The following is a 19,409-nucleotide window of genomic DNA, read 5'->3' on the forward strand; positions in this document are numbered from 1 at the left end:
AGCCATGGACGTTCAGGGCTTCCATCATCTGGCCATCCAGGTTCGGGACGTGGAGCGGGTCACGGCCTTCTACCGGGATGTGTTGGGCTTCTCCGAGCTCAAACGGCATCACCGGCCGGACGGCTCATTGCGCAGCATCTGGGTAGGGGTGCCGGGGGGCGGTTTCCTGGCACTGGAGGAGGTGTCGGGGGAGCCGGAGCCCGGCCCCTTCCGCCACGAGCAACCGGGGCTCTTCCTGCTGGCCTTCCGCATTGCCAGGGCGGGGCGGGCCGGGGCGGTGGAGGCCCTGGCCCGGGCGGGGGTGGCGCTGGAGCACGAGACGCGGTGGACGGTGTACGTCCGGGACCCCGAGGGCAACCGGGTGGCGCTCAGTCACCACCCGGAGGACTGAGGGCTCAGGCGCGCCTTGCGGAAGGCGGTGGGGGGCGGCTACAAGCCGTGGCCTCATGCGTCTGGGCGAACTGCTCCTTCAGGAAAACGTCGTCACCCCCGAGGCGCTGGAGGAGGCGCTCGAGTCCCAGGTCGTTCATGGCGGGCGGCTCGGGACGAACCTCGTCGAGCTGGGGCTGCTGTCCGAGCAGGAGCTGGCCCGGTTGCTTGGCAAGCAGCACAACGTGGCGTCCGCCTCGGGCGAGATGGTTCCGGATCCCCGGGCGCTGGAGCTGGTGGACCTGAACGAGGCGGACGAGAAGGACTACCTGCCGATGCGGGTGGACGCCACGCGGATGAGCGTGGCGGTCATCAACCCCGAGGACATCGAGACGCTGGACGCGCTGGCCTTCAAGACGGGCAAGCGCGTGGTGCCGGTGGTCATCCCCGAGTTCCGGATGAACCAGCTGCAGCGGCGCTACTGCAAGGCGTTCCGGGCGATGCGGGCCATCGACATGAACGCGGTGCGGCCCTCGCGCGCGCAGCAGGAGGCGGAGAAGGCGGCGGAGAAGTCCGCGGATCTGATGAGCGAGGAGGAGTTCCAATCGCTCTACGCGCAGGCGCTCACCGGCGGGGGCGCGCCCGTGGGGGCGGAGCCGGTGTTGGAGCTGGTGGAACTGGTGGAGGAGGAGGCGCCAGCGCCGATCGTCGAGGGGTACGTGACGGAGGCGCCAGTGGAGCTGCCGCCGCTGGAGCTGCCGGAGCTGCTCGTACCGGAGGCGCTGGTGCTGGACGAGGCGCCGCCGCAGGTGCCCGCCGCTCCGCCGGTGGCGCCGCCGAGGCCGCGTCCGCCGCCTCCTGTCGCGGCGCCGCCCCCGGTGGCCTCGGTGCGGCCTCGCCCGCCGGTGGCGGTGGCGCCGGAGCCGCCGCCCACGCCGCTCACCTTCGCCGAGGCCCAGGCGGAGCTGGGGCGCAGCCTGGATCGCGAGCAGGTGGCCACGACGGTGCTGCGCTTCGCGCTGGGCAAGTGGAAGCGCAGCCTGTTGTTGAGCGTCCAGGGCAACCTGGTGACGGGCTGGCGCGGCATGGGGCAGGGGGTGCGCGAGGCCGCGGTGAAGCGCATCGGCATTGGCCTGCAGGCGCCGAGCACCTTCCGGCTGGTGCGGGACACGTGCTCGCACTACGTGGGCCCGGTGCGCCGGGACGCGGCCTCGGGCCTCTTCTACAAGCTGCTGGGCGGGGACTACCCGACGACGGCCGTCATCCTCCCGCTGCTGGTGCGCGGCAAGCTGGTGCACCTGCTGTACGTGGACAACGGGCCCGGCCAGCTCACCCCGCCCGACGTGGGCGAGTTGCTCATCCTCTCGCAGGGCGTCAACCGCTCGTACGAGGCGATGATCCGGCGCCGCAAGAGCGCGTGAGCCGGCCGGAGTCCGGGGCTGCTCAGAGGCGCAGGCCGGCGAAGAGCTGCACGTTGAAGCCGCTCAGGCTCCAGGCGGACTGGGAGTCGGAGATGCTCACGTTGCCGGCCCGGGCGGTGTAGGTGTACTCGCCGGCCGAGTAGCGCAGGCGGCCCTCGGCGCCGAAGAAGAGCTTGTCGCTGAAGAAGTACTTGCCGCCGACGCCCAGGCCCACCGAGGGGCCCACGTCGCTGCCCACGTACTCGAAGTCCGTGCCCGAGGTGGAACCGGCCACGCGGGTGGTGGTGATGGTGGCGCCCACGAGCGCCAGGCCGTAGAGGTCCACCTTCTCCAGGCCGGCCGAGCTGCTCGGCAGGAAGTGGTAGGTGGCGCGCGCGTGCGGCGAGTAGAACAGGTGGCTCCAGCTGTAGCCGGTGAGCGTGTTGAGCAGGAGGCAGGCGGAGACACAGGCACCGACCTGGAACTCACCGCCGATGGCCAGCACGCCCGGGCCCAGCTGCAGCACGCCCACGTCCACGCCCACGCCCACGTCGACGAAGGCCAGCACGATGTCCGCGTTGAACACCGCGCGCGCGTCGATGTCGCCCACGCCCTGCAAGCGGTTGAGCCGGGGCGCGGTGGGCGCCGCCGGGGTCTCCGTGGCGGACGGCTGGGCCTCCTGGGCCCGCGCGGACGTCACCGTCAGCAGCGAGGCCAGGCACAGCATGGTGATTCTTCCCTGCATCGTTTCCCCTCCAGGTTGGTTTGACGTCACGGTGTCTCATGCGCCACGTCGAACGTCACGCGCTGGCGGGGCTCGAGCCGGAAGGACTTCTCCCAGCGGGCCTTGCCGGTGGTGACGACGAGCTGGTGCTCGCCCTCGTAGAGCGTCAGCTTGGGACCCGCCTTGCGCCCGTTGAGGAAGATGCGCGAGCCGGCCGGGGCGCGCACCAGCACGGTGCCCCTGCCCAGGAGGATGCGCTGTTTCGTCGTGCCCTGGGGCCGGACGGTGACGGCGCGGGTGGTGCGCACGCCCTTGGTCTTGTTGCTCAGCTCCAGCGTGTAGGGGCCGGGCGCCAGCGGCACCAGGAGCGGCGTCTTGCCGAGCCGCTTGCCATCGAGTGCCACCTCCACGGGCGGCATGACGAGCAGCTGGAGCCGGGTGGTCACCACGGGCGTCTGGGGGGTGGGGGCCGCGGGCGCCTCGGTGCCGGCGGAAGCGGGCGGGGTGGCGGGGAGCGTCCCCGAGGCGGGCACCACGGAGCCTTCCGGCCCGGACGGAGGGGTCCCTCCGGCGAGGGCCACGGCGGGCACCACGCCCTGGGCCGGGGGCGTCCCCGGGTCTCCCTCCTGCACGGGCGGAGCGGGCTGCGGGGTGGCCACGGCCGTTCCGCCCTCGGTGGCGGCCAGGGCTGGCCCCGCGGTCTCCGCCGGAGCCGGGGCCGGAGTCACGGCGGGGGGCGGCTTGGGCGCGGCCTGGGCGAGGTTCTCCCGGGCCTGCTGCTGCGGGTTCCACACGAAGAAACCACCGGCGGCGGCCGCGGCGGTGGCCACCAGGGCACCGGCGAGCAGGGGCAGGCGCGAGCGCCGCTTCCTGGGAGCGGGCGCGTCGTCCACTTCCTCGGCCTTGGCGGAGCGCGCGGGGGCGGCCTGGCGGGAGGGGGGCGTGAGGGGCTCCTCGGGCGCGTCCGGAGGAAGCGTGCGGGGCGCCTCGGCGAGGGGGGGCGTGCGGGGCTCCTCCTCGAGCGCTGGAGCGCGGGCCTCCTCCCGCGGGGGCAGGGGGGCGGCCACGCCGGGACGGGAGTGGCGGCCGGTGAGCTCCATCACCGAGTCCAGGGCCACCTCGTCATCCTGCTCGAAGGGGACGTCCTGGAACTCGGCGTCGGCGTTCTGCGTCGCCTCGTCGAGGACGACGGGGGGGATGCTGCCGGTGATGGGGCGGGTGGGGGCGACGGTGGCGGTGTTGCCGGAGGGGCGCGTGCGGCGGGCCACGTCCGCCAGGCCGATCTCCAGCATCTGCCGCCGGGTGGCGCGCGCGTCCCGGTCAGGCGGGAAGAGCTGGACGAGGAACTCGGAGAAGGTCTCCGCGGAGGGGAGCCCCTCGACGGCGGCCACCACGGCCTCGCGGAACTCGAGGGCGGTGGCATAGCGCTCGTTGCCGCGCTTGGAGGTGGAGATGCGCACCACCTCGGCCAGGCCGCGCGGGACGTCGGAGGGCAGGGGCGGCAGCTGGCGGTTGAGGACGGCCTGGTCCGAGTCCTGCGCGTCCTGGAAGGGCATGCGCCCCGAGAGGCACTCGTGCAGCAGCAGGCCCAGGAGGAACACGTCGGTGCGGGCGGTGACGGCCTCGCGGCCGCCCATGAGCTGCTCGGGGGCGCTGTAGTTGCGGCGGTTGCGCACGCGGCGGCCGTTGCGCTCGCGCGGGGCGACGTTGAGGGCCCCGTAGCCCGTCACCTTGCACACCCCGCTGAAGGAGACCATGACGGTCTCCGGGCGCAGGTCTCCGTGGACGAGCGGGGTACCGTCATCGTTGCCGGCCAGGTGCGCGTAGTGCACGCCCATGGCCACGTCCGAGACGATCAGCGCGGCGAAGGCGGGGGGGATGCGCGGGCGCACCTCCAGCACCCGGCGCAGCGACTCGCCGTCGGCGAACTCGGTGATGCGGGCCAGTCCCGCCTCCAGGGGCACCAGCCCGTGGACGCGCAGGATGTTGGGGTGCTCCAGCACGGCGGCGCGCTGCGTCTCGCGCTGCAGCTGGACGGACAGCTCCGAGTCCCGGGTGACGTCGGGAGGTGCCCAGACCAGCACCACTGGCTGGGGAGGGGCACCTTCCGCGAGCGCCAGCCCGAGGAAGGCACGAGAGCCCTCGCCAGCCAGCAGGGGCCCGAGCGGGTGATAGCGAACCTGACTCATGGAGGCCCCCATGCTAGCAGGCCCAGGCCCGGGAACCGCTAGGGGTCCCCGCCCGGGAGGCCCTCCCCCGCCTAGAAGGGCAGGGTGACGTGGTAGCCGTAGCGGCCGCGCCGCACGAGCAGCAGCACGCTCCGGGTGCCCCGGGCGGACAGGAGGGCCTCCTGGAAGGAGGCGGGCTCGGCCACGGGCTGGTTGTTGATGCGGACGATGAGATCTCCCGGCTCCAGGCCCACCTCGTCGGCCGCCGAGCCGGGGCGCACCGCCTGGACGGTCATGGCGCCGCGGGTGGGCTTCACCCGCAGTCCCAGCCGGTTCCACCCGAGGGCCTCCACGAGCTGGGGGGGGAACTCCACGGGCATCACCTGGAGGGTGCGCTGGCCGCCCTCGCGGAAGAGGACGAGCGGGAAGGCGGCGCGGGCGGGGTAGCCCCGGGCGCGGATGACGTAGTCCTCGGCGTCGGAGATGCGCGAGCCGCCCATCTCGGCGAGCACGTCACCGCGGCGCACGCCCGCCTGCTCGGCGGGGCTGCCCGGCTCCACGTCGCTGACGATGACGCCATAGGTGCGGTCCCACCCGAGCTGCCGGGCGAGCCGGGGCGACAGCGGCTGCACCTCGATGCCTACCCAGGAGGGGCGCACCTTTCCGAAGCGGGTGAGCTCGTCCATGATCCGGCGCACCTTGTCCGCGGGGATGGCGAAGCCGATGCCCTGGGCGCTGGCGATGATGGCGGTGTTGATGCCGATGACATCGCCGTCCACGTTGAGCAGCGGCCCGCCCGAGTTGCCCGGGTTGATGGCCGCGTCCGTCTGGATGAAGTCGTTGTACGTCTTCCCGTCCGTCTTGAGGGTGCGGCCGGTGGCGCTCACCACGCCGGACGTCACCGTCTTGCTCAGCCCCAGGGGGCTGCCGATGGCGATGACCGTCTCGCCGATCATCAGGTCCGAGGTGGTGCCCAGCTTCGCCGCGGGCAGGGGCTGCTTGGAGCTCACCTTGAGCACGGCCAGGTCGTTGTTGGCGTCGCTGCCGATGACCTCGGCCTCCAGCTCACGCCCGTCGGCCAGCACCACGTGGATGGCGGAGGCGCCGCGGATGACGTGGTCGTTGGTGATGATGGTGCCGTTGGGATCCACGATGACGCCGCTGCCCAGGCCCTGCTGGCGCTGGCGCTGCGGCGCCCCCCCGAAGAAGTCCTCCATCATCGAGCGGCGCCCGCGGAAGGGGGACTCCTCCTCGCTCTCGGTGCCGATGAAGACGACGGCGGGGGACACCTTCTGCACCACCTCGACGACTTCATTGCGGCGCCGGGCCGCGTCGGCGCGGGCGCTGGTGCTGGGAGTGAAAGCCAACATTACGGCGAGCAGCAGTCCCCACCGGCTCACTGGGTTCTTCACGTCAAGTCCTCCCTCTGCGGATTTGCACTGTCGGGTCCGTGACGCCCTGACTGTCGGGAACTCCGCAGCAGCGCGGGCATTCCCAGCCATCGGACTGGCGGACAGGTCCCGGGTTGAATGGAATGGGCCCATGAGTCTCGTCCTTGTAGCGGACGATGAGCCCGCGGTGCTCGAGGTGCTGAGCCAGGTCGTCGAGGACCTGGGGCACGATGTGATCCAGGCACGTGATGGCGAGGAAGCGTGGGACCTCGCGCGGGCGCGCCGTCCGAATCTGGTGGTCACGGACCACATGATGCCTCGCCTGAGTGGCGTGGATCTCTGTCGCAAGCTGAAGGGCGACGAGGTCCTCGGCCGCGTGCCTATCATCCTGTTGAGCGCGGTTCTCCCACATGGTGCGCCCGAGGCGCACGCCTTCCTCCATAAACCCTTCGAGATCACGGACTTCGAGACGTTGATCCGCAAGGCGCTGGAGGAGGCGCCGAGGCCGAAGCCGCTGGAGGGGGCATCGGCGATGGAGGGGTTGGGGGACTGGGTGGTGAAGGGCTTCGAGGGTCCGCTGTCCACGGCGAGGGCGCAGGTGGAGCGGCTGAGGGTGGATGGGAGGGCGGAGGGAGGGGCGCTGGAGACGCTCGGCGCGCAGCTGAGGACGCTGGAGGAGCTGACGAGGCAGTTCCAGGAGGCGGCGCACCTGGCGGCGCGCACGGTGGTGGTGGTGCCGGTGGTGGCGGACGTGGGGGTGCTGCTGCGCCAGAAGCTGGAGCAGTGGAAGCAGAAGCAGCCCGGGGTGAGGTGGGAGGTGGCGGTGCCCGCGGGGCCGGTGGAGACACGGTTCGATCCAGAGCGGCTGCGCCGGGTGCTGGACGGGCTGCTGGGCCAGGCGGTGCGGCACGGAGGCGTGGTGAGGGTGGAGCTGGAGTCCACGCCCTCGCTGGTGACGATCCGGGTGAAGGATGGAGGCCCGGGCATCTCGGACGAGGAGTTGCGGCAGCTGTTCGAGCCGTTTGGAGCGGGAGCGGGGCTGGGGCTCTACATCGCCGCGGAGCTGGCGCGGCTGCATGGCGGCGGGCTCTCGGTGGAGTCGAAGAAGGGGCAGGGCACGACGTTGAGCGTGATGCTGCCGAGGATCTGAGCCCCACGAGCCCCAACCTCCCCCAACCTCCCCTCTCCCTTCGGGAGAGGGTCGGGGTGAGGGTATCTCGGGCCGCGAGTTCCCCTCGGTGAGCCCTACTTGCGCTGCTCGGACTTCAGCATCCAGCCGATCATCTTGTAGAGCAGGCGCGCGCCCACGTTGCCATCCCACTCACCGCCCTCGGGATCGGGAGCGACCTCGGTGAGATCGAATCCGACGATGGTGCGGCCGGAGCGGACGACGCCGGAGATGAGGGCGACGGCCTCGGGGAAGGAGAGGCCGCCGGGGACGGGGGTGCCGGTGTGGGGGCAGAGGGTGGGGTCGAGCCCGTCGATATCGAAGGACAGGTAGACGTGCTGGGGGAGGCCCTCGAGCATGGCATCGACCTGGCGGTTCCAGGGGATGCCGTCGAAGCGCTGGTGGTTGATGTGGGAGTCGAAGAAGGCGCGGACGCGGCCGTTGGAGGCGGCGATGTAGCGGTGCTCGTCCTCGCTCATGTCGCGGATGGCGACCTGGACGAGCGACTTCACGCCGGGGATGCGCTCCATGACGTTGTGCATGATGGAGGCGTGGGACCAGGTGAAGCCCTCGTAGGCGTCGCGCAGGTCGGCGTGGGCGTCGAGGTGGAGGACGCCGAGGCCGGGGTACTTCTCGGCGTGGGCGCGGATGATGCCGTAGGAGATGGAGTGATCTCCGCCCACGGCGCCCACGCGCTTGCCCTTGTCGAGCCACTCCTTGGCGGTGCGGTAGACGGCGTCGTGGAGCTGCTCGCAGAGCTGATTGACCTCGGTGGAGGCGGCCAGGAGCTCGGCGTTGGCGTGGTCGATGCCGCCGGCCTCGATGATGGGAACGGCGCGCTGCTTGGCGCGGGAGTTCCAGTCGCGCCACTGGGCGGGCTCGGGGAGCAGGGCGATGCCGCGCTCATAGGGGCGGCCGGTCTCGACGTCGAAGAGGTCCACCTGGCGGCTGGCCTCGAGCACGGCGGAGGGGCCGTCGGAGGTTCCACCGCCGTAGCTGGTGGTGGCCTCGAAGGGGACGGGGATGAGGACGACGTGGGCCTCGTCGGGGGAGTGGGGGAGGCCGAAGATGCCGGAGTCGGGAGACGCGGCGGCGCTGGGATCGAAGGCGGCAGGCATGGGGGCGGAGGATAAGGGGCCGTGTGCGCGACGCAACGGTCCTCTGCGCCCGGACACTCCCCCCTGGCCCCTTTTGTGGTGTGAAGGCAGACACACGGTGCGGGTGTATGTGTAACGGCACCGCATGGGCACACATCCCAAGGCCCGAAAAACAAGCACACGGAGAGAGAAGGGAGAGCAGTGATTTAACACATACAAAATCGCCCGAATTCTTTCTCGGCCTGTGAAGTATTGCTACCCGTCCTTCTCCTCTCATGATAATTGTGCCCTGCTGTTGACGCGGAGAGCGGCTGCGCTCGATTGCGCCCGCTCCGCCGCGAGCCGATGAAGTCGCAAGAGCTGAGGGGGAAAATAAATGAAGGGATTGAGTCGCAGGATTCTTTGTCTTTGCCTGACGGCCCTCTGGGCCTGTGGTGACGCCGGGGATGTTCCTGGAGGCGCACCGCCGTCGATCAAGGCCCAGCCCGGTACGGATGAGGGCATCCATCCCATGAACCAGCGCGCCCTCGATGAGGCGCGCGAGGGTGGCACGAAGGCCGCGCAGCAGGCGCAGAAGAAGGGAGACGTCGCGGCGCAGGGCATCGCGGGTCCCGCCATCATCAGCAATGGAGTGGTGCAGCTCGGTGTCAACGCGAACGGCGCGCTCAACGTGCCGGGCGATGTGCCTTCAACGGGCTCGAGCAGCACGACGACGGTCGGTGTCCGCTACCTCCCCACGGGGGGGGAGGCCACCGCGCCCGGCTGCCTCTGCGAGGGCTGGGGCGTGGCGGACGCCGCGACGGGAGTCACCGGCTGGGCCAACCTGGCCCAGGGTGGCCAGTTCAACATGGTCGTCGAGAGCTTCGACTCCACCGCCACGGAGGCGAAGTCGGTCGTGCGCGTGGGCGGCGACATCCGCGTCACCCATGAGTTCATGCCCTCGCCGAAGACGCCCAACCTGTACCAGGTGCTGGTGACCATCGAGAACGTCTCCGACATCACCCTCGCGGACGTGCGCTACACGCGCGCCATGGACTGGGACATCTCGCCGAACACCTTCAGCGAGTATGTCACCATCCAGGGGACCGCGACCGCGACCAATTTGCGCTACGCTAACGACAACGGCTTCTTGTCCACGGATCCGCTCGGGTCGCGCTACCCCATCCTGGGGGAGGGAGACTTCGTCGACCGGGGGCCCAGCGATCATGGCGCGCTGTTCGACTTCCAGTTCGGCTCGGTCGCTCCGGGCGGCAAGGTCAAGTTCAAGATCTTCTACGGCGCGGCGGGGACCGAGTCCGCGGCCTACGACGCGCTGGTGGCCGCCAAGGCCGAGGTGTATTCCTTTGGCCAGTCGAACTGGGATGGGACAGGGGACTACACCAGCTCGTGGGGGGTCCCGGAGGGTACCTACGGCATGACCACGGGTGCGCCCCACACGTTCATCTTCGCCTTCGGGGACGTGGGAGGCATCGAGCTTCCCCCCGTCAATGGCCAGCCCACCGCGAACGCGGGGCCGGATCAGACGCTCCAGTGCCTGGTTCCGGGCTCGGTGCACACCATCAGCCTCAATGGCACCGCTTCCTCGGATCCGGAGGGCTCGCCGCTGACGTACTCCTGGTCCAACGGCAGCTCGGTGGTCAGCACCGCTGGCGCGCCGTCCCTCTCGCTGCCCCTGGGCAGCCACACCTTCTCGCTCGTCGTCAGCGATGGCTCCATGTTCTCGGAGCCCGACAGCGTGACCGTCAACCTGCTGCCGGATGTGGCCCCCACCCTGTCTCTCAATGGCCCGGCCACCCAGTCCCTGGAGTGCCGCTCGCCGTATAGCGACCCGGGTGCCACGGCGAATGATGTGTGCGATGGCAACCTGACGGGCTCGATCGTCCGCAGCGGCTCGGTGGACTCCAACGCCGTGGGCAGCTACGTGCTCACCTACAACGTGACGGATCCCCAGGGCCAGAGCGCGTCCCCGGTCAGCCGCACGGTGAACGTCTCCGACACGCTGGCGCCCAGCATCACGGTCATCGGTGCGAGCAGCGAGTCGCTCGAGTGCGGCTCCTCGTACGCGGAGCCGGGTGCCACGGCCAGCGACGCCTGCGTGGGGTCCGTGCCGGTGAGCACCTCGGGCTCGGTCAACAGCGGCGCTCCCGGCTCCTACACGGTGCACTACAGCGCGACCGACCCCTCCGGCAACAGCAGCTCCGCCTCGCGCTCCGTCCAGGTCTCCGACACGCTGGCTCCCGCCCTCGCGCTCAACGGCCCGGCCAGCATGGGGCTGGAGTGCGGCTCGCCGTTCCTCGACCCGGGCGCCACCGCCTCCGACGCGTGCGTGGGGCCCCTGCCCGTGACCGTCTCGGGCTCGGTCAACAGCGGCGCTCCCGGCTCCTACTCCCTGAGCTACAGCGCGGTGGACCCGTCCGGCAACGCCGCCTCCACCGGGCGCGCCGTCCAGGTCTCCGACACGCTGGCCCCCGCCATCAGCCTGCTGGGGGAGAACCCGGTCCGGCTGGAGTGCGGTGTCTCCACCTACGCCGAGGCCGGTGCCACGGCCGCTGACCTCTGCGCGGGCGACCTGAGCGGGGCGCTCGTCATCGACAGCTCCGGCGTCAACGCGGGCGTCGAGGGCAGCTACTCCGTGACGTACGGCGTGGCCGATCCCTCCGGCAACTCCAGCTCGGCGGTGCGCGCGGTGCAGACGCAGGACAGCCTGCCGCCCACGCTCGCGCTGCAGGGCGCGCCCGTCATGCGGCTCGAGTGCGGCCAGGACACCTATGTCGAGCCGGGCGCCACGGCGGCCGATGCGTGCTACGGCGACCTGACGAGCGCGATCGCCATCTCCGGCAGCGTCGACACGGGCACGGTGGGCTCGTACACGCTGGGCTACTCCGTGGCGGACGGCGCGGGCCACACGGCCAGCCAGTCGCGGACCATCACGGTGGTGGACACCACCAGCCCGGTGGTGACGGTGAAGGCTCCCGTCGAGATGTGGCCGCCCAACCACAAGATGCAGCCCTTCAAGCTGTCCGACTGCGCGTCCATGGCGGACCAGTGCGACGCGTCGGCGAGCATCGACACGATGGGCACCATCACCTCCATCTACAGCGATGAGCCCGAGGACGAGATCGGCTCGGGCGATGGCCACACGATGGAGGACATCGTCATCTCCGGGGCCAGCTCGTTCGAGCTGCGCGCGGAGCGGCAGGGCAAGGGCAACGGCCGGGTGTACGGCGTGAACTTCCAGGTGCTGGACGCCGCCGGCAACAAGACGCAGTCCACCTGCTTCTTCGCGGTGCCGCACGACATGTCCGGCAGCGTCGCCGTGGATGACGGAGCCAACGCTGGCTACACGGTGACGGCCTCGCCCGTCCTCGTGACGCGCTAGAACAGCAGCAAAGCATCGAGGAGGGCGGTTGGGTTCCGGAGCACTGGAACCTGGCCGCTCTCTTCGCGTTTTTGGCGGACAACACTTCCTCTTCAATTTTCAAGGAGCGACACGTGCTCTTCGGACGACGTACTGCCTTCCTGTTCTCCATGCCCCTGGCGCTGCTCGGGGTGGGCTCCGGCTCCGCGCTGGCGGCCACGAGCTCCGTGTGCCGCCCGGCCCTCCAGGTCGAGGATGTGGCTCCCGGCGCCACGGGCTCGGCGCCTTCTTCGTTGCTCCAGATGGGCGAGCTGCTCTTCTACGCCGCGAATGATGGCGCCCACGGCACCGAGCTCTGGAGGAGCGACGGGACGGCCGCGGGGACGTACCAGCTCAAGGACATCTCCTCGGGAGCGGCCAGCTCCAATCCCTCCTCCTTCATCTCGATTGGCGGGACGCTCTACTTCGTCGCCGACGATGGGAGCCACGGCCAGGAGTTGTGGAAGAGCGATGGCACCGAGGCCGGCACCGTTCTGGTGAAGGACCTCCGGCCGGGCACCTCCAGCTCCTCCGTGTCCTCGGTGAAGGTGATGAAGGAGCAGCTCTACTTCGTCGCCGACGATGGGAGCCGCGGCCAGGAGTTGTGGAAGAGCGATGGCACCGAGGCCGGCACCGTCCTGGTGAAGGACCTCCAGCCGGGGGCCTCCGGCTCCTCCGCGACGGCGCTGATGGGGGTGGGTGACACCTTGTTCTTCCGGGCCAATGGCGGCACGCAGGGCGTGGAGCTGTGGAAGAGCGATGGCACCGAGGCCGGCACCGTCCAGGTGAAGGACATCGCCCCGGGGAGCGCCGGCTCGCTGCCCTCGGACCTGACGGCCGCGGGCGGGAAGCTCTTCTTCACGGCCAGTGACGGCGTCAGCAGCGCCAACCTCTGGGTGAGCGATGGGACGGAGCCCGGCACCTTCCAGGTCAAGGCCATCCACCCGGACGCGGCCCACGCCGTCCCCGACCAGCTCCGGGCCGTGGGCAGCACCCTGTTCTTCCGGGCCGACGATGGGACGCATGGTCCGGAGCTGTGGAAGAGCGACGGCACCGAGGCCGGCACCGTCCTGGTGAAGGACCTCCGCACGGGCACCTCGGGCTCGCGTCCCAGCAACCTCGTGAACGTCGCCGGGAAGCTCTTCTTCAGCGCCGACGATGGCCTCGGGGGCCGCGAGCTGTGGCTGAGCGATGGCACCGAAGCGGGAACCCGGCAGCTCAAGGATGTGCAGCCCGGGAGCAACGGCTCGCTGCCGGACCAGCTGACGGCGGTGGGAGACACGCTGCTCTTCGTCGCCGACGACGGCACCACGGGCCGCGAGCTGTGGAAGAGCGATGGCACCGAAGCGGGGACCCAGCAGGTCGTGGACCTGACGCCCGGCGCGGCCTCCTCCCTGCCGCGCTCCCTGACCGTCGTGGGTACCAACGTCTTCTTCGTGGCCGACGAGAGCGGCACGGGCGCGGAGCTCTACTCCTTCGGGCGGCCGCTGCTCGGGGACTGCACCCCTCCGGCCGTCGTGTGCCCGGCGGACGTGCAGATCAGCGCCACGGGGCCCGAGGGCGCCAGCGTGAGCTACCCGCCCGCGACGGCGACGGATGCCAGCCCCTCTCCCACGCTCAGCTACAGCACCCCCTCCGGCGGGACCTTCCCCGTGGGGGACACCGAGGTGACCGTCACCGCCACGGATGCCGCGGGCAACCAGGGGACCTGCTCCTTCGCCGTCAAGGTCCGGTCCATCTCCTCCGGGCCCGAGGAGGAGGGCGGGTGTGGTTGTAGCTCCAGCTCCGGAGGCACCACGGCCCTCTGGGTGCTGGGCGTGCTCGCCCTCGCGCTGGCCCGGCGGAGACAGCCGGGCTCCCCGAGCTGATTTCCGGAGCCGGGACGAGCGGGGGGCGGGCCGGGACTCCACCCGTCCCCCTGTCCCTTCACCCGGGGCGCTGGTTGTGCTCCGGAGCGGAGGGACATTCCGGGTAAGGTGGCGCCCGGGAATCGCCTCGAGGGGCACCTCGAGGGTCACAAGGAGTCAGTCGAACATGAGCAAGGTGTACGCGGACGCGAAGTCGGCCCTGGACGGGCTGTTGAAGGACGGCATGACCATCGCCGCGGGTGGCTTTGGCCTGTGCGGCATTCCCGAGAACCTGATCGCCGTCGTAGCCGACTCGGGCATCAAGAACCTGACCATCGCCGGCAACAACGCCGGTGTGGACGGGTTCGGCATGGGCGTGCTGCTCAACAAGCGGCAGGTCAAGAAGGTCATCGCCTCCTACGTGGGCGAGAACAAGGAGTTCGAGCGGCAGGTGCTGGCCAAGGAGCTCGAGCTGCAGCTGGTGCCGCAGGGCACGCTGGCGGAGAAGTTCCGCGCGGGCGGCGCCGGCATCCCCGGCTTCTACACGCGCACCGCCTACGGCACGCTGCTCGCCGAGGGCAAGGACACCCGCGCCTTCGACGGCCGCGAGTACGTGCTGGAGGAGGCCATTCGCGCCGACGTGTCCATCGTCAAGGCGTGGAAGGGCGACAAGGCGGGCAACCTCGTCTACCGGAAGACGTCGCGCAACTTCAACCCGATGATCGCCACCTGCGGCAAGGTGTGCGTGGCCGAGGTGGAGCAGCTGGTCGAGGTGGGCGAGCTGGAGCCGGATCAGATCCACACGCCGGGCATCTTCGTGGACCGCATCATCCAGGGGGCGAAGTACGAGAAGCGCATCGAGTTCCGCACGGTGCAGGGCGCGGCCGCGTCCAAGAAGGACTCTCCCATCCGCGAGCAGATGGCGAAGCGCGCCGCGCAGGAGCTGCGGGACGGCTACTACGTGAATCTCGGCATCGGCATCCCCACGCTGGTGGCGAACCACATCCCGCCGGGCATCAACGTCACGCTGCAGTCGGAGAACGGCCTGCTGGGCATCGGCCCCTTCCCGACCGAGGAGCAGGTGGACGCGGACCTCATCAACGCCGGCAAGCAGACCATCACCACGCTGCCGGGCTCGAGCTTCTTCTCCAGCGCGGACTCGTTCGGGATGATCCGCGGCGGGCACGTGGACCTGTCGATCCTCGGTGGCCTGGAGGTGGCCGAGAACGGTGACCTCGCCAACTGGATGGTGCCGGGCAAGATGGTGAAGGGGCCCGGCGGGGCGATGGACCTGGTCTCCGGCGTGAAGCGCGTGGTGGTGCTGATGGAGCACACCGCGAAGGGCGCGTCCAAGGTACTCAAGCAGTGCACGCTGCCCATCACGGGCAAGGGCGTGGTCAACCTGCTGATCACCGACCTGTGCGTGTTCGAGATCATCCCCGGGCAGGGGCTGGTCCTCAAGGAACTGCACCCCGGCGTCACGCTCGACGAGGTGAAGGCGAAGACGGACGCGTCGTTCCGCGTGGCACTCTGAGCCGGGTGGCTCGATAGCGCTGGAATGAAGCCGCCGGTGGGGTCCTCGCCGGCGGCTCTCGCCATCCGCGGTCCGCCTCCGCCTGCCTCCCCGGTGAGCGGCCTTTGGGCCTCGCGGGGCCACCGCGCCCCTTCACTTCCGGGGACGTGCCTCCCTTCCTCCATGGAGGAGTCCGCACGTGAAGAGGCCCGGGAGGATGAGATGAGCAAGGATGCCCCGTGGGAGGACATGGATGCGTGGTTGGGCACGGGCGGGCGCCCGTCCTCCGCGTTCTCCCAGCCGGCCTCCGGGTCCGCGGACTCCTTCCTGAAGGAAGTGCTCCAGGTGGAGCCGGCCTCACGGCTACCGGTCCCCGGGCAGCGGCTCGGCGGCCCGGAGGGCAGGCGCTTCGAGATCCTCGAGCCGATGGGCCGTGGGGGCATGGGGCAGGTGTTCCGCGCGCGGGACGCAACGCTGCGGCGGGAGGTGGCGCTCAAGTTCCTGCTGCCCCGCCCTGGCCTCGAGGAGCTGGCGCTCGCGGAGGCGCGGGCCGTGGCCCGGCTCGACCACGAGAACATCGTCCGCATCTTCGACGTGGCGGAGTGGAGTCCCACGCCCGGCGGTGCCCGGGTGCCCTTCCTGGTGATGGAGTGCCTGGAGGGCGAGTCGCTCGCCGGGCTGCTGGCGCGTGAGCGTCCCGGGCCGCGGCGCGCGCTGGAGCTGCTCGAGGCCATCGCCGCGGGCCTGGCGCATGCGCACGAGCGGGGCATCGTCCACCGCGACCTCAAGCCCGGCAATGTCTTCCTCACCCGGGAAGGGACGGTGAAGCTGCTGGACTTCGGCCTGTCGCACCTGGCCCTGGAGCCGGTCCGCTCCGGGCTCCCGCCCGCCGGAGGCACGCCGGCCTACATGGCGCCGGAGCAGTGGCGGGGCGAGCCGCAGGACGCGCGCACCGACATCTGGGCGGCGGGCGTGGTGTTGTACGAGCTGCTCACCGGGGAGCTGCCCTTCCAGGGTGCCACGCTCGCGGAGCTGCGCGAGCGGGTGACGTCGCCGGAGCCCGCGCCCCCGGTGCGCGTACGCCATCCAGAGGTGCCGCGGCAGGTGGCGGTGCTGCTGGCCACCGCGCTGGCGAAGGAGCCGGCCCGGCGTTTCGCCTCGGCGCTGGAGCTGCTGCAGGAGGTGCGCGAGCTGCGCGAGGCACGCAAGCCCGCCGCCGAGCCCCAGCGGCGCCAGGTGACGCTGATGTCCTGCCAGCTCGCGGGGCTCTCCGAGGGCGGCGCGGCGCTCGATGCGGAGGACATGGGCGAGCTGGAGCAGGCCTTCCACGAGGCCAGCGTGGAGCTCATCGAGCGGCAGGGGGGCTTCGTGGCCCTGTCCATGGGCGGCGAGGTGCTCGCGGGCTTCGGCTGGACGCGGGGCCGGGAGGATGACTCGGAGCGCGCGGTGCGCACGGGGCTCCAGCTCACCCGGGAGCTGCGGGACACGCTGGTGCGCAGGCTGCCGCACCTGCCCCTCTCCGGCCTGTTCGTGCGCGGCGGCGTGCACACGGAGCTGATGGCGGTGGGCCCGCGGCTCCAGGGCGAGGCCCCCAAGCTGGCCGCGTGGCTCGCGCATCAGGCCGGGCCGGGGCAGGTGCTCATCAGCGGCACGACGTGGACGCTCGTGCGGGGCGCCTTCCAGGCCGAGCCGCTCGGCGCCCGCACCTTCGAGGGGCTGTCGGGAAGCGTGAGCCTGGAGACGCACCGCGTGCTGGGGGAGCGGGAGGTGGCTTCCCGGTTCGAGCGGACGCACGAGGCCGGACGGCTCTCGCCGCTGGTGGGGCGGGAGCACGAGCTGGGGCGGCTCCTGGGGCTCTGGGAAGAGGCGCGGCGGGGGCAGGGGGCCGCCGTCCTGGTGAGCGGTGAGGCGGGCCTCGGCAAATCGCGCCTCATCCAGGCGCTGTGCGAGCGCGTGGCGGAGTCCTCCCACCTGATCCGGGTGCAGTGCTGGTCCCGGTTCAGCACCCAGGCCCTGCACCCCATCCGCGAGATGCTTCACGTGGCGGTGGGCATCCGCCCGGAGGATCCTCCCGCGCTGCGCCTGGAGAAGCTGGAGGCGCGGCTGCGGGCGCTGGGTCTGTCCCGGGAGGACGGGGAGCTGCTGGGCCTGTTGCTGGAGTTGCCCGTGGCCGAGGGCTCCCCGGTGCTCCAGCTCACGCCCGAGCGGCGCAAGGAGAAGACCTTCGAGTCCCTGGTGTGCATGCTCATGCGCTGTCCGTGTGATGCCCCGCCGGATCTCCTGGTCATCGAGGATCTGCACTGGGCGGACTCCTCCCTGCTCGAGCTGTTGGGCGTCCTCCTGGAGCGCGTGGGGAAGGCGCGGCTCCTCCTCGTCCTGAGCGCCCGTCCGGAGTTCCAGCCGGACTGGCCCCGGAGTGAGCGGATCCACCGGCTGGTGTTGGAGCGGCTGCCGGCCGGGCTCGCCGCGGACCTGGTGCGGAAGGTGGCCCGGGAGCGCGCGCTGCCGGAGGAGACGGTCCAGGCGCTGGTGGGGAGGACGGATGGCATCCCGCTCTTCATCGAGGAGATGACGCGCATGGTGGTGGCGGGCGGGGAGGTGGCGTCCATCCCACTCACCCTGCACGAGCTGCTGCTGGCCCGGCTGGACATGCTGCCCTCGCGCCAGAAGGCCCTGGCGCGGCTGGGCGCGGTGGTGGGGCGGATCTTCTGTGCCCATCTGCTGGCCCTGCTGTCGGAGCGCGATGATGCCACCGTGCAGCGCGACATCGCCGGGCTGGTGGAGGCGGGACTCATCAGCCCGAGGGAGCGGGAAGGACTGCCCGGGCCGGAGTACCAGTTCCGGCACGCGCTCTTCCAGAAGGCCGCGTACCAGTCCCAGTCCCGGAGCACGCTGCGGCGCACCCACCGGCGCGTCGCGGCGATGGTGGAGATGCACTTCCCCGCGCTGGTGGAGTCGAGGCCGGAGGCGCTCGCGCACCACCTCACCCAGGCCGGGGAGCACGCGCGGGCCATCGGCTACTGGGCGCGGGCCGGACGGCTCGCCCGCGAGCGTCAGGACAGCCCCGAGTCGCTGGCTCATCTGACCCGGGCGCTGGAGCTGTTGCCCGTCCTGACGGATGACGCGCCGCGCCTCCAGCGGGAGCTGGAGATCCGCATGGACCTGGGCCTCGCGATGCTGCAGGTGCAGGGCTACGGCTCGCCCGGAACGGAGCGGATGTTCGCCCGTGTCTGGGAGCTCCTCTGCCTGGTGGGCGAGGCGTTGCCCCGGCTCGACCTGCCCTTGTGGGCCCTCTTCGCCTATTACCGGGGACGCTCCGAGTACCACCGGGCAAAGGAGCTGGCGGAGCGGCTCGTGGACCTGGGGCAGCGCCACGGGCAGTTGGAGCTGCGGAGCCTGGGCGACGTGATGAGCGCGGTCATCCTCTTCGCCTGGGGGCGGCCGGGGGAAGCCGCGCGGGAGCTGGCGCGCGTCCTGGGCCGCCCGGAGCCTTCCCTCGAGGAGCACCGGGCGCTGGCCATGCGCTACGGGATTGATCCCTGGATGATGGCGCGGGCCGAGAGCGCCATCGTGCATGCGGTGCTCGGCCGGATCGAGGAGTCGCGGCGCCGGGCCCGGGAGGCGCTGGAGCTGGCCGGCCGTGCCGGTCATCCCTACTCGCTGGGCTCCACGCAAGTGTATGTGGCCGTGGCCCGCCTGGTTCGCCGGGATGCACAGGGGGCCTTGTCGCTGGTGGACCGGGCCCTCACGTTCGCGAGCGAGCGCAGATTCGTGATCTGGAGCACGTGGGCGACGCTCGTCCGGGCAAGAGCCCTGGCCGAACTGGGGCAACCGCTGGAAGGCCTCGCACTCGCGCAGGGTGTCCTCGAGTCCTGGCGCGCGCGGGGCGTTCGTAACGGAATCTCCTCCTGCCTGAGCTTCATCGCGCAGGCCCGGTTGGCGCTGGGGCAGGTCCAGGAGGCGTTGGCGGCGATTGATGAAGCGCTGGCCGAGAGCGCGGCGATGGGGGAGTTCGGTTTCGAGGTCTTGCTGCACCGGGTCCGGGGCGAGTGCCTGAGGCGGGCGGGACGGGAAGAGGAGGCGGGCTCCAGCTTCGTCCGCGCCCTCGCGGTGGCGCGTGCGCAGGGGGCGGCCCTGCTGGAGCTGCGTGCGACGGTGAGCCTGTGCCGCCTGTTGCGGGACAGGGGGCAGGTGGAGGTGGCGCGGCGGATGATGGAGCGGGCGTGTGCCGGGTTCGCGCCGGACAGGGAGTGCGTCGACCTCCAGGAGGCGCGGGCGCTCCGGGACGAGCTGTCGCGAGGCGAGGCGCGGTCATGGGGAGCCGCCAGCCCCTGA

General features: G+C 71.2%; 11 protein-coding genes and 1 pseudogene. 8 read left to right on the forward strand and 4 right to left on the reverse strand.

Features of this window, described 5'->3' with window-relative positions; translation table 11 throughout:
- Positions 1-4 precede the first annotated feature (4 nt).
- Together NR798_RS19435 and NR798_RS19440 are read left to right on the forward strand one after the other, a co-directional pair.
- The gene (locus NR798_RS19435; RefSeq protein WP_375772979.1) at positions 5-391 is read left to right on the forward strand and encodes a VOC family protein; all 387 of its coding nucleotides are present in this window, start codon (positions 5-7) and stop codon (positions 389-391) included.
- 55 nt (positions 392-446) lie between these two features.
- The gene (locus NR798_RS19440; RefSeq protein ID WP_375772980.1) at positions 447-1,790 is read left to right on the forward strand and encodes a hypothetical protein; all 1,344 of its coding nucleotides are present in this window, start codon (positions 447-449) and stop codon (positions 1,788-1,790) included.
- Between the two features lie 22 nt (positions 1,791-1,812).
- On the opposite strand, the gene NR798_RS19445 is transcribed toward NR798_RS19440, so the two are convergent.
- From NR798_RS19445 to NR798_RS19455, 3 genes are all read right to left on the reverse strand, one after another.
- Entirely contained in the window at positions 1,813-2,514 is a 702-nt protein-coding gene (locus tag NR798_RS19445; RefSeq protein ID WP_375772981.1) for a hypothetical protein, read from the reverse strand.
- Between the two features lie 26 nt (positions 2,515-2,540).
- Positions 2,541-4,682 carry a protein kinase gene (locus NR798_RS19450; RefSeq protein WP_375772982.1) on the reverse strand — a complete coding sequence of 714 codons (2,142 nt, stop codon included), beginning with the start codon at positions 4,680-4,682 and terminating at the stop codon, positions 2,541-2,543.
- A 71-nt stretch (positions 4,683-4,753) separates the two neighbouring features.
- A complete protein-coding gene (locus tag NR798_RS19455; RefSeq protein ID WP_375772983.1) occupies positions 4,754-6,031 on the reverse strand; it encodes a trypsin-like peptidase domain-containing protein in 1,278 nt (425 codons plus the stop codon).
- 172 nt (positions 6,032-6,203) lie between these two features.
- Here NR798_RS19455 and NR798_RS19460 point away from each other — a divergent pair, with 172 nt between their 5' ends.
- Positions 6,204-7,202 carry an ATP-binding protein gene (locus NR798_RS19460; protein ID WP_375772984.1) on the forward strand — a complete coding sequence of 333 codons (999 nt, stop codon included), beginning with the start codon at positions 6,204-6,206 and terminating at the stop codon, positions 7,200-7,202.
- 95 nt (positions 7,203-7,297) lie between these two features.
- Here NR798_RS19460 and NR798_RS19465 read toward each other — a convergent pair whose 3' ends face one another.
- Positions 7,298-8,338: an agmatinase family protein gene (locus NR798_RS19465; protein ID WP_375772985.1), complete on the reverse strand. Its 1,041-nt coding sequence runs from the start codon at positions 8,336-8,338 to the stop codon at positions 7,298-7,300.
- A 490-nt stretch (positions 8,339-8,828) separates the two neighbouring features.
- Between NR798_RS19465 and NR798_RS19470 the strand changes: the two genes are divergently transcribed.
- The 5 genes and pseudogenes from NR798_RS19470 to NR798_RS19490 all read left to right on the forward strand — a co-directional run bounded on the left by NR798_RS19470 (position 8,829) and on the right by NR798_RS19490 (position 19,409).
- A complete protein-coding gene (locus NR798_RS19470; RefSeq protein WP_375772986.1) occupies positions 8,829-11,696 on the forward strand; it encodes an immunoglobulin-like domain-containing protein in 2,868 nt (955 codons plus the stop codon).
- Between the two features lie 113 nt (positions 11,697-11,809).
- On the forward strand, positions 11,810-13,582 hold the full coding sequence (locus NR798_RS19475) for an ELWxxDGT repeat protein (protein WP_375772987.1): 1,773 nt from the start codon (positions 11,810-11,812) through the stop codon (positions 13,580-13,582).
- A gap of 166 nt (positions 13,583-13,748) precedes the next feature.
- Positions 13,749-14,444 (forward strand): annotated as a pseudogene (locus NR798_RS19480) (CoA transferase subunit A); the annotation flags it as partial.
- A gap of 36 nt (positions 14,445-14,480) precedes the next feature.
- On the forward strand, positions 14,481-15,095 hold the full coding sequence (locus NR798_RS19485) for a 3-oxoacid CoA-transferase subunit B (protein WP_375773792.1): 615 nt from the start codon (positions 14,481-14,483) through the stop codon (positions 15,093-15,095).
- Positions 15,096-15,296: 201 nt separating this feature from the next.
- Positions 15,297-19,409 (forward strand): protein kinase, encoded by a 4,113-nt coding sequence (locus tag NR798_RS19490; protein ID WP_375772988.1) that lies wholly within the window; start codon positions 15,297-15,299, stop codon positions 19,407-19,409.

Origin of the sequence: Archangium gephyra (assembly GCF_042230915.1) — a bacterium.
Classification (GTDB): domain Bacteria; phylum Myxococcota; class Myxococcia; order Myxococcales; family Myxococcaceae; genus Archangium; species Archangium gephyra_B.

What these genes read in the sequence shown, in the direction of transcription:
- NR798_RS19435 (WP_375772979.1), top strand. Translation starts at nt 5, where the DNA reads ATGGACGTTCAGGGCTTCCATCATCTGGCCATCCAGGTTCGGGACGTG.
- NR798_RS19440 (WP_375772980.1), top strand. Translation starts at nt 447, where the DNA reads ATGCGTCTGGGCGAACTGCTCCTTCAGGAAAACGTCGTCACCCCCGAG.
- NR798_RS19445 (WP_375772981.1), bottom strand. Translation starts at nt 2,514, where the DNA reads ATGCAGGGAAGAATCACCATGCTGTGCCTGGCCTCGCTGCTGACGGTG.
- NR798_RS19450 (WP_375772982.1), bottom strand. Translation starts at nt 4,682, where the DNA reads ATGAGTCAGGTTCGCTATCACCCGCTCGGGCCCCTGCTGGCTGGCGAG.
- NR798_RS19455 (WP_375772983.1), bottom strand. Translation starts at nt 6,031, where the DNA reads ATGTTGGCTTTCACTCCCAGCACCAGCGCCCGCGCCGACGCGGCCCGG.
- NR798_RS19460 (WP_375772984.1), top strand. Translation starts at nt 6,204, where the DNA reads ATGAGTCTCGTCCTTGTAGCGGACGATGAGCCCGCGGTGCTCGAGGTG.
- NR798_RS19465 (WP_375772985.1), bottom strand. Translation starts at nt 8,338, where the DNA reads ATGCCTGCCGCCTTCGATCCCAGCGCCGCCGCGTCTCCCGACTCCGGC.
- NR798_RS19470 (WP_375772986.1), top strand. Translation starts at nt 8,829, where the DNA reads ATGAACCAGCGCGCCCTCGATGAGGCGCGCGAGGGTGGCACGAAGGCC.
- NR798_RS19485 (WP_375773792.1), top strand. Translation starts at nt 14,481, where the DNA reads ATGGCGAAGCGCGCCGCGCAGGAGCTGCGGGACGGCTACTACGTGAAT.
- NR798_RS19490 (WP_375772988.1), top strand. Translation starts at nt 15,297, where the DNA reads ATGAGCAAGGATGCCCCGTGGGAGGACATGGATGCGTGGTTGGGCACG.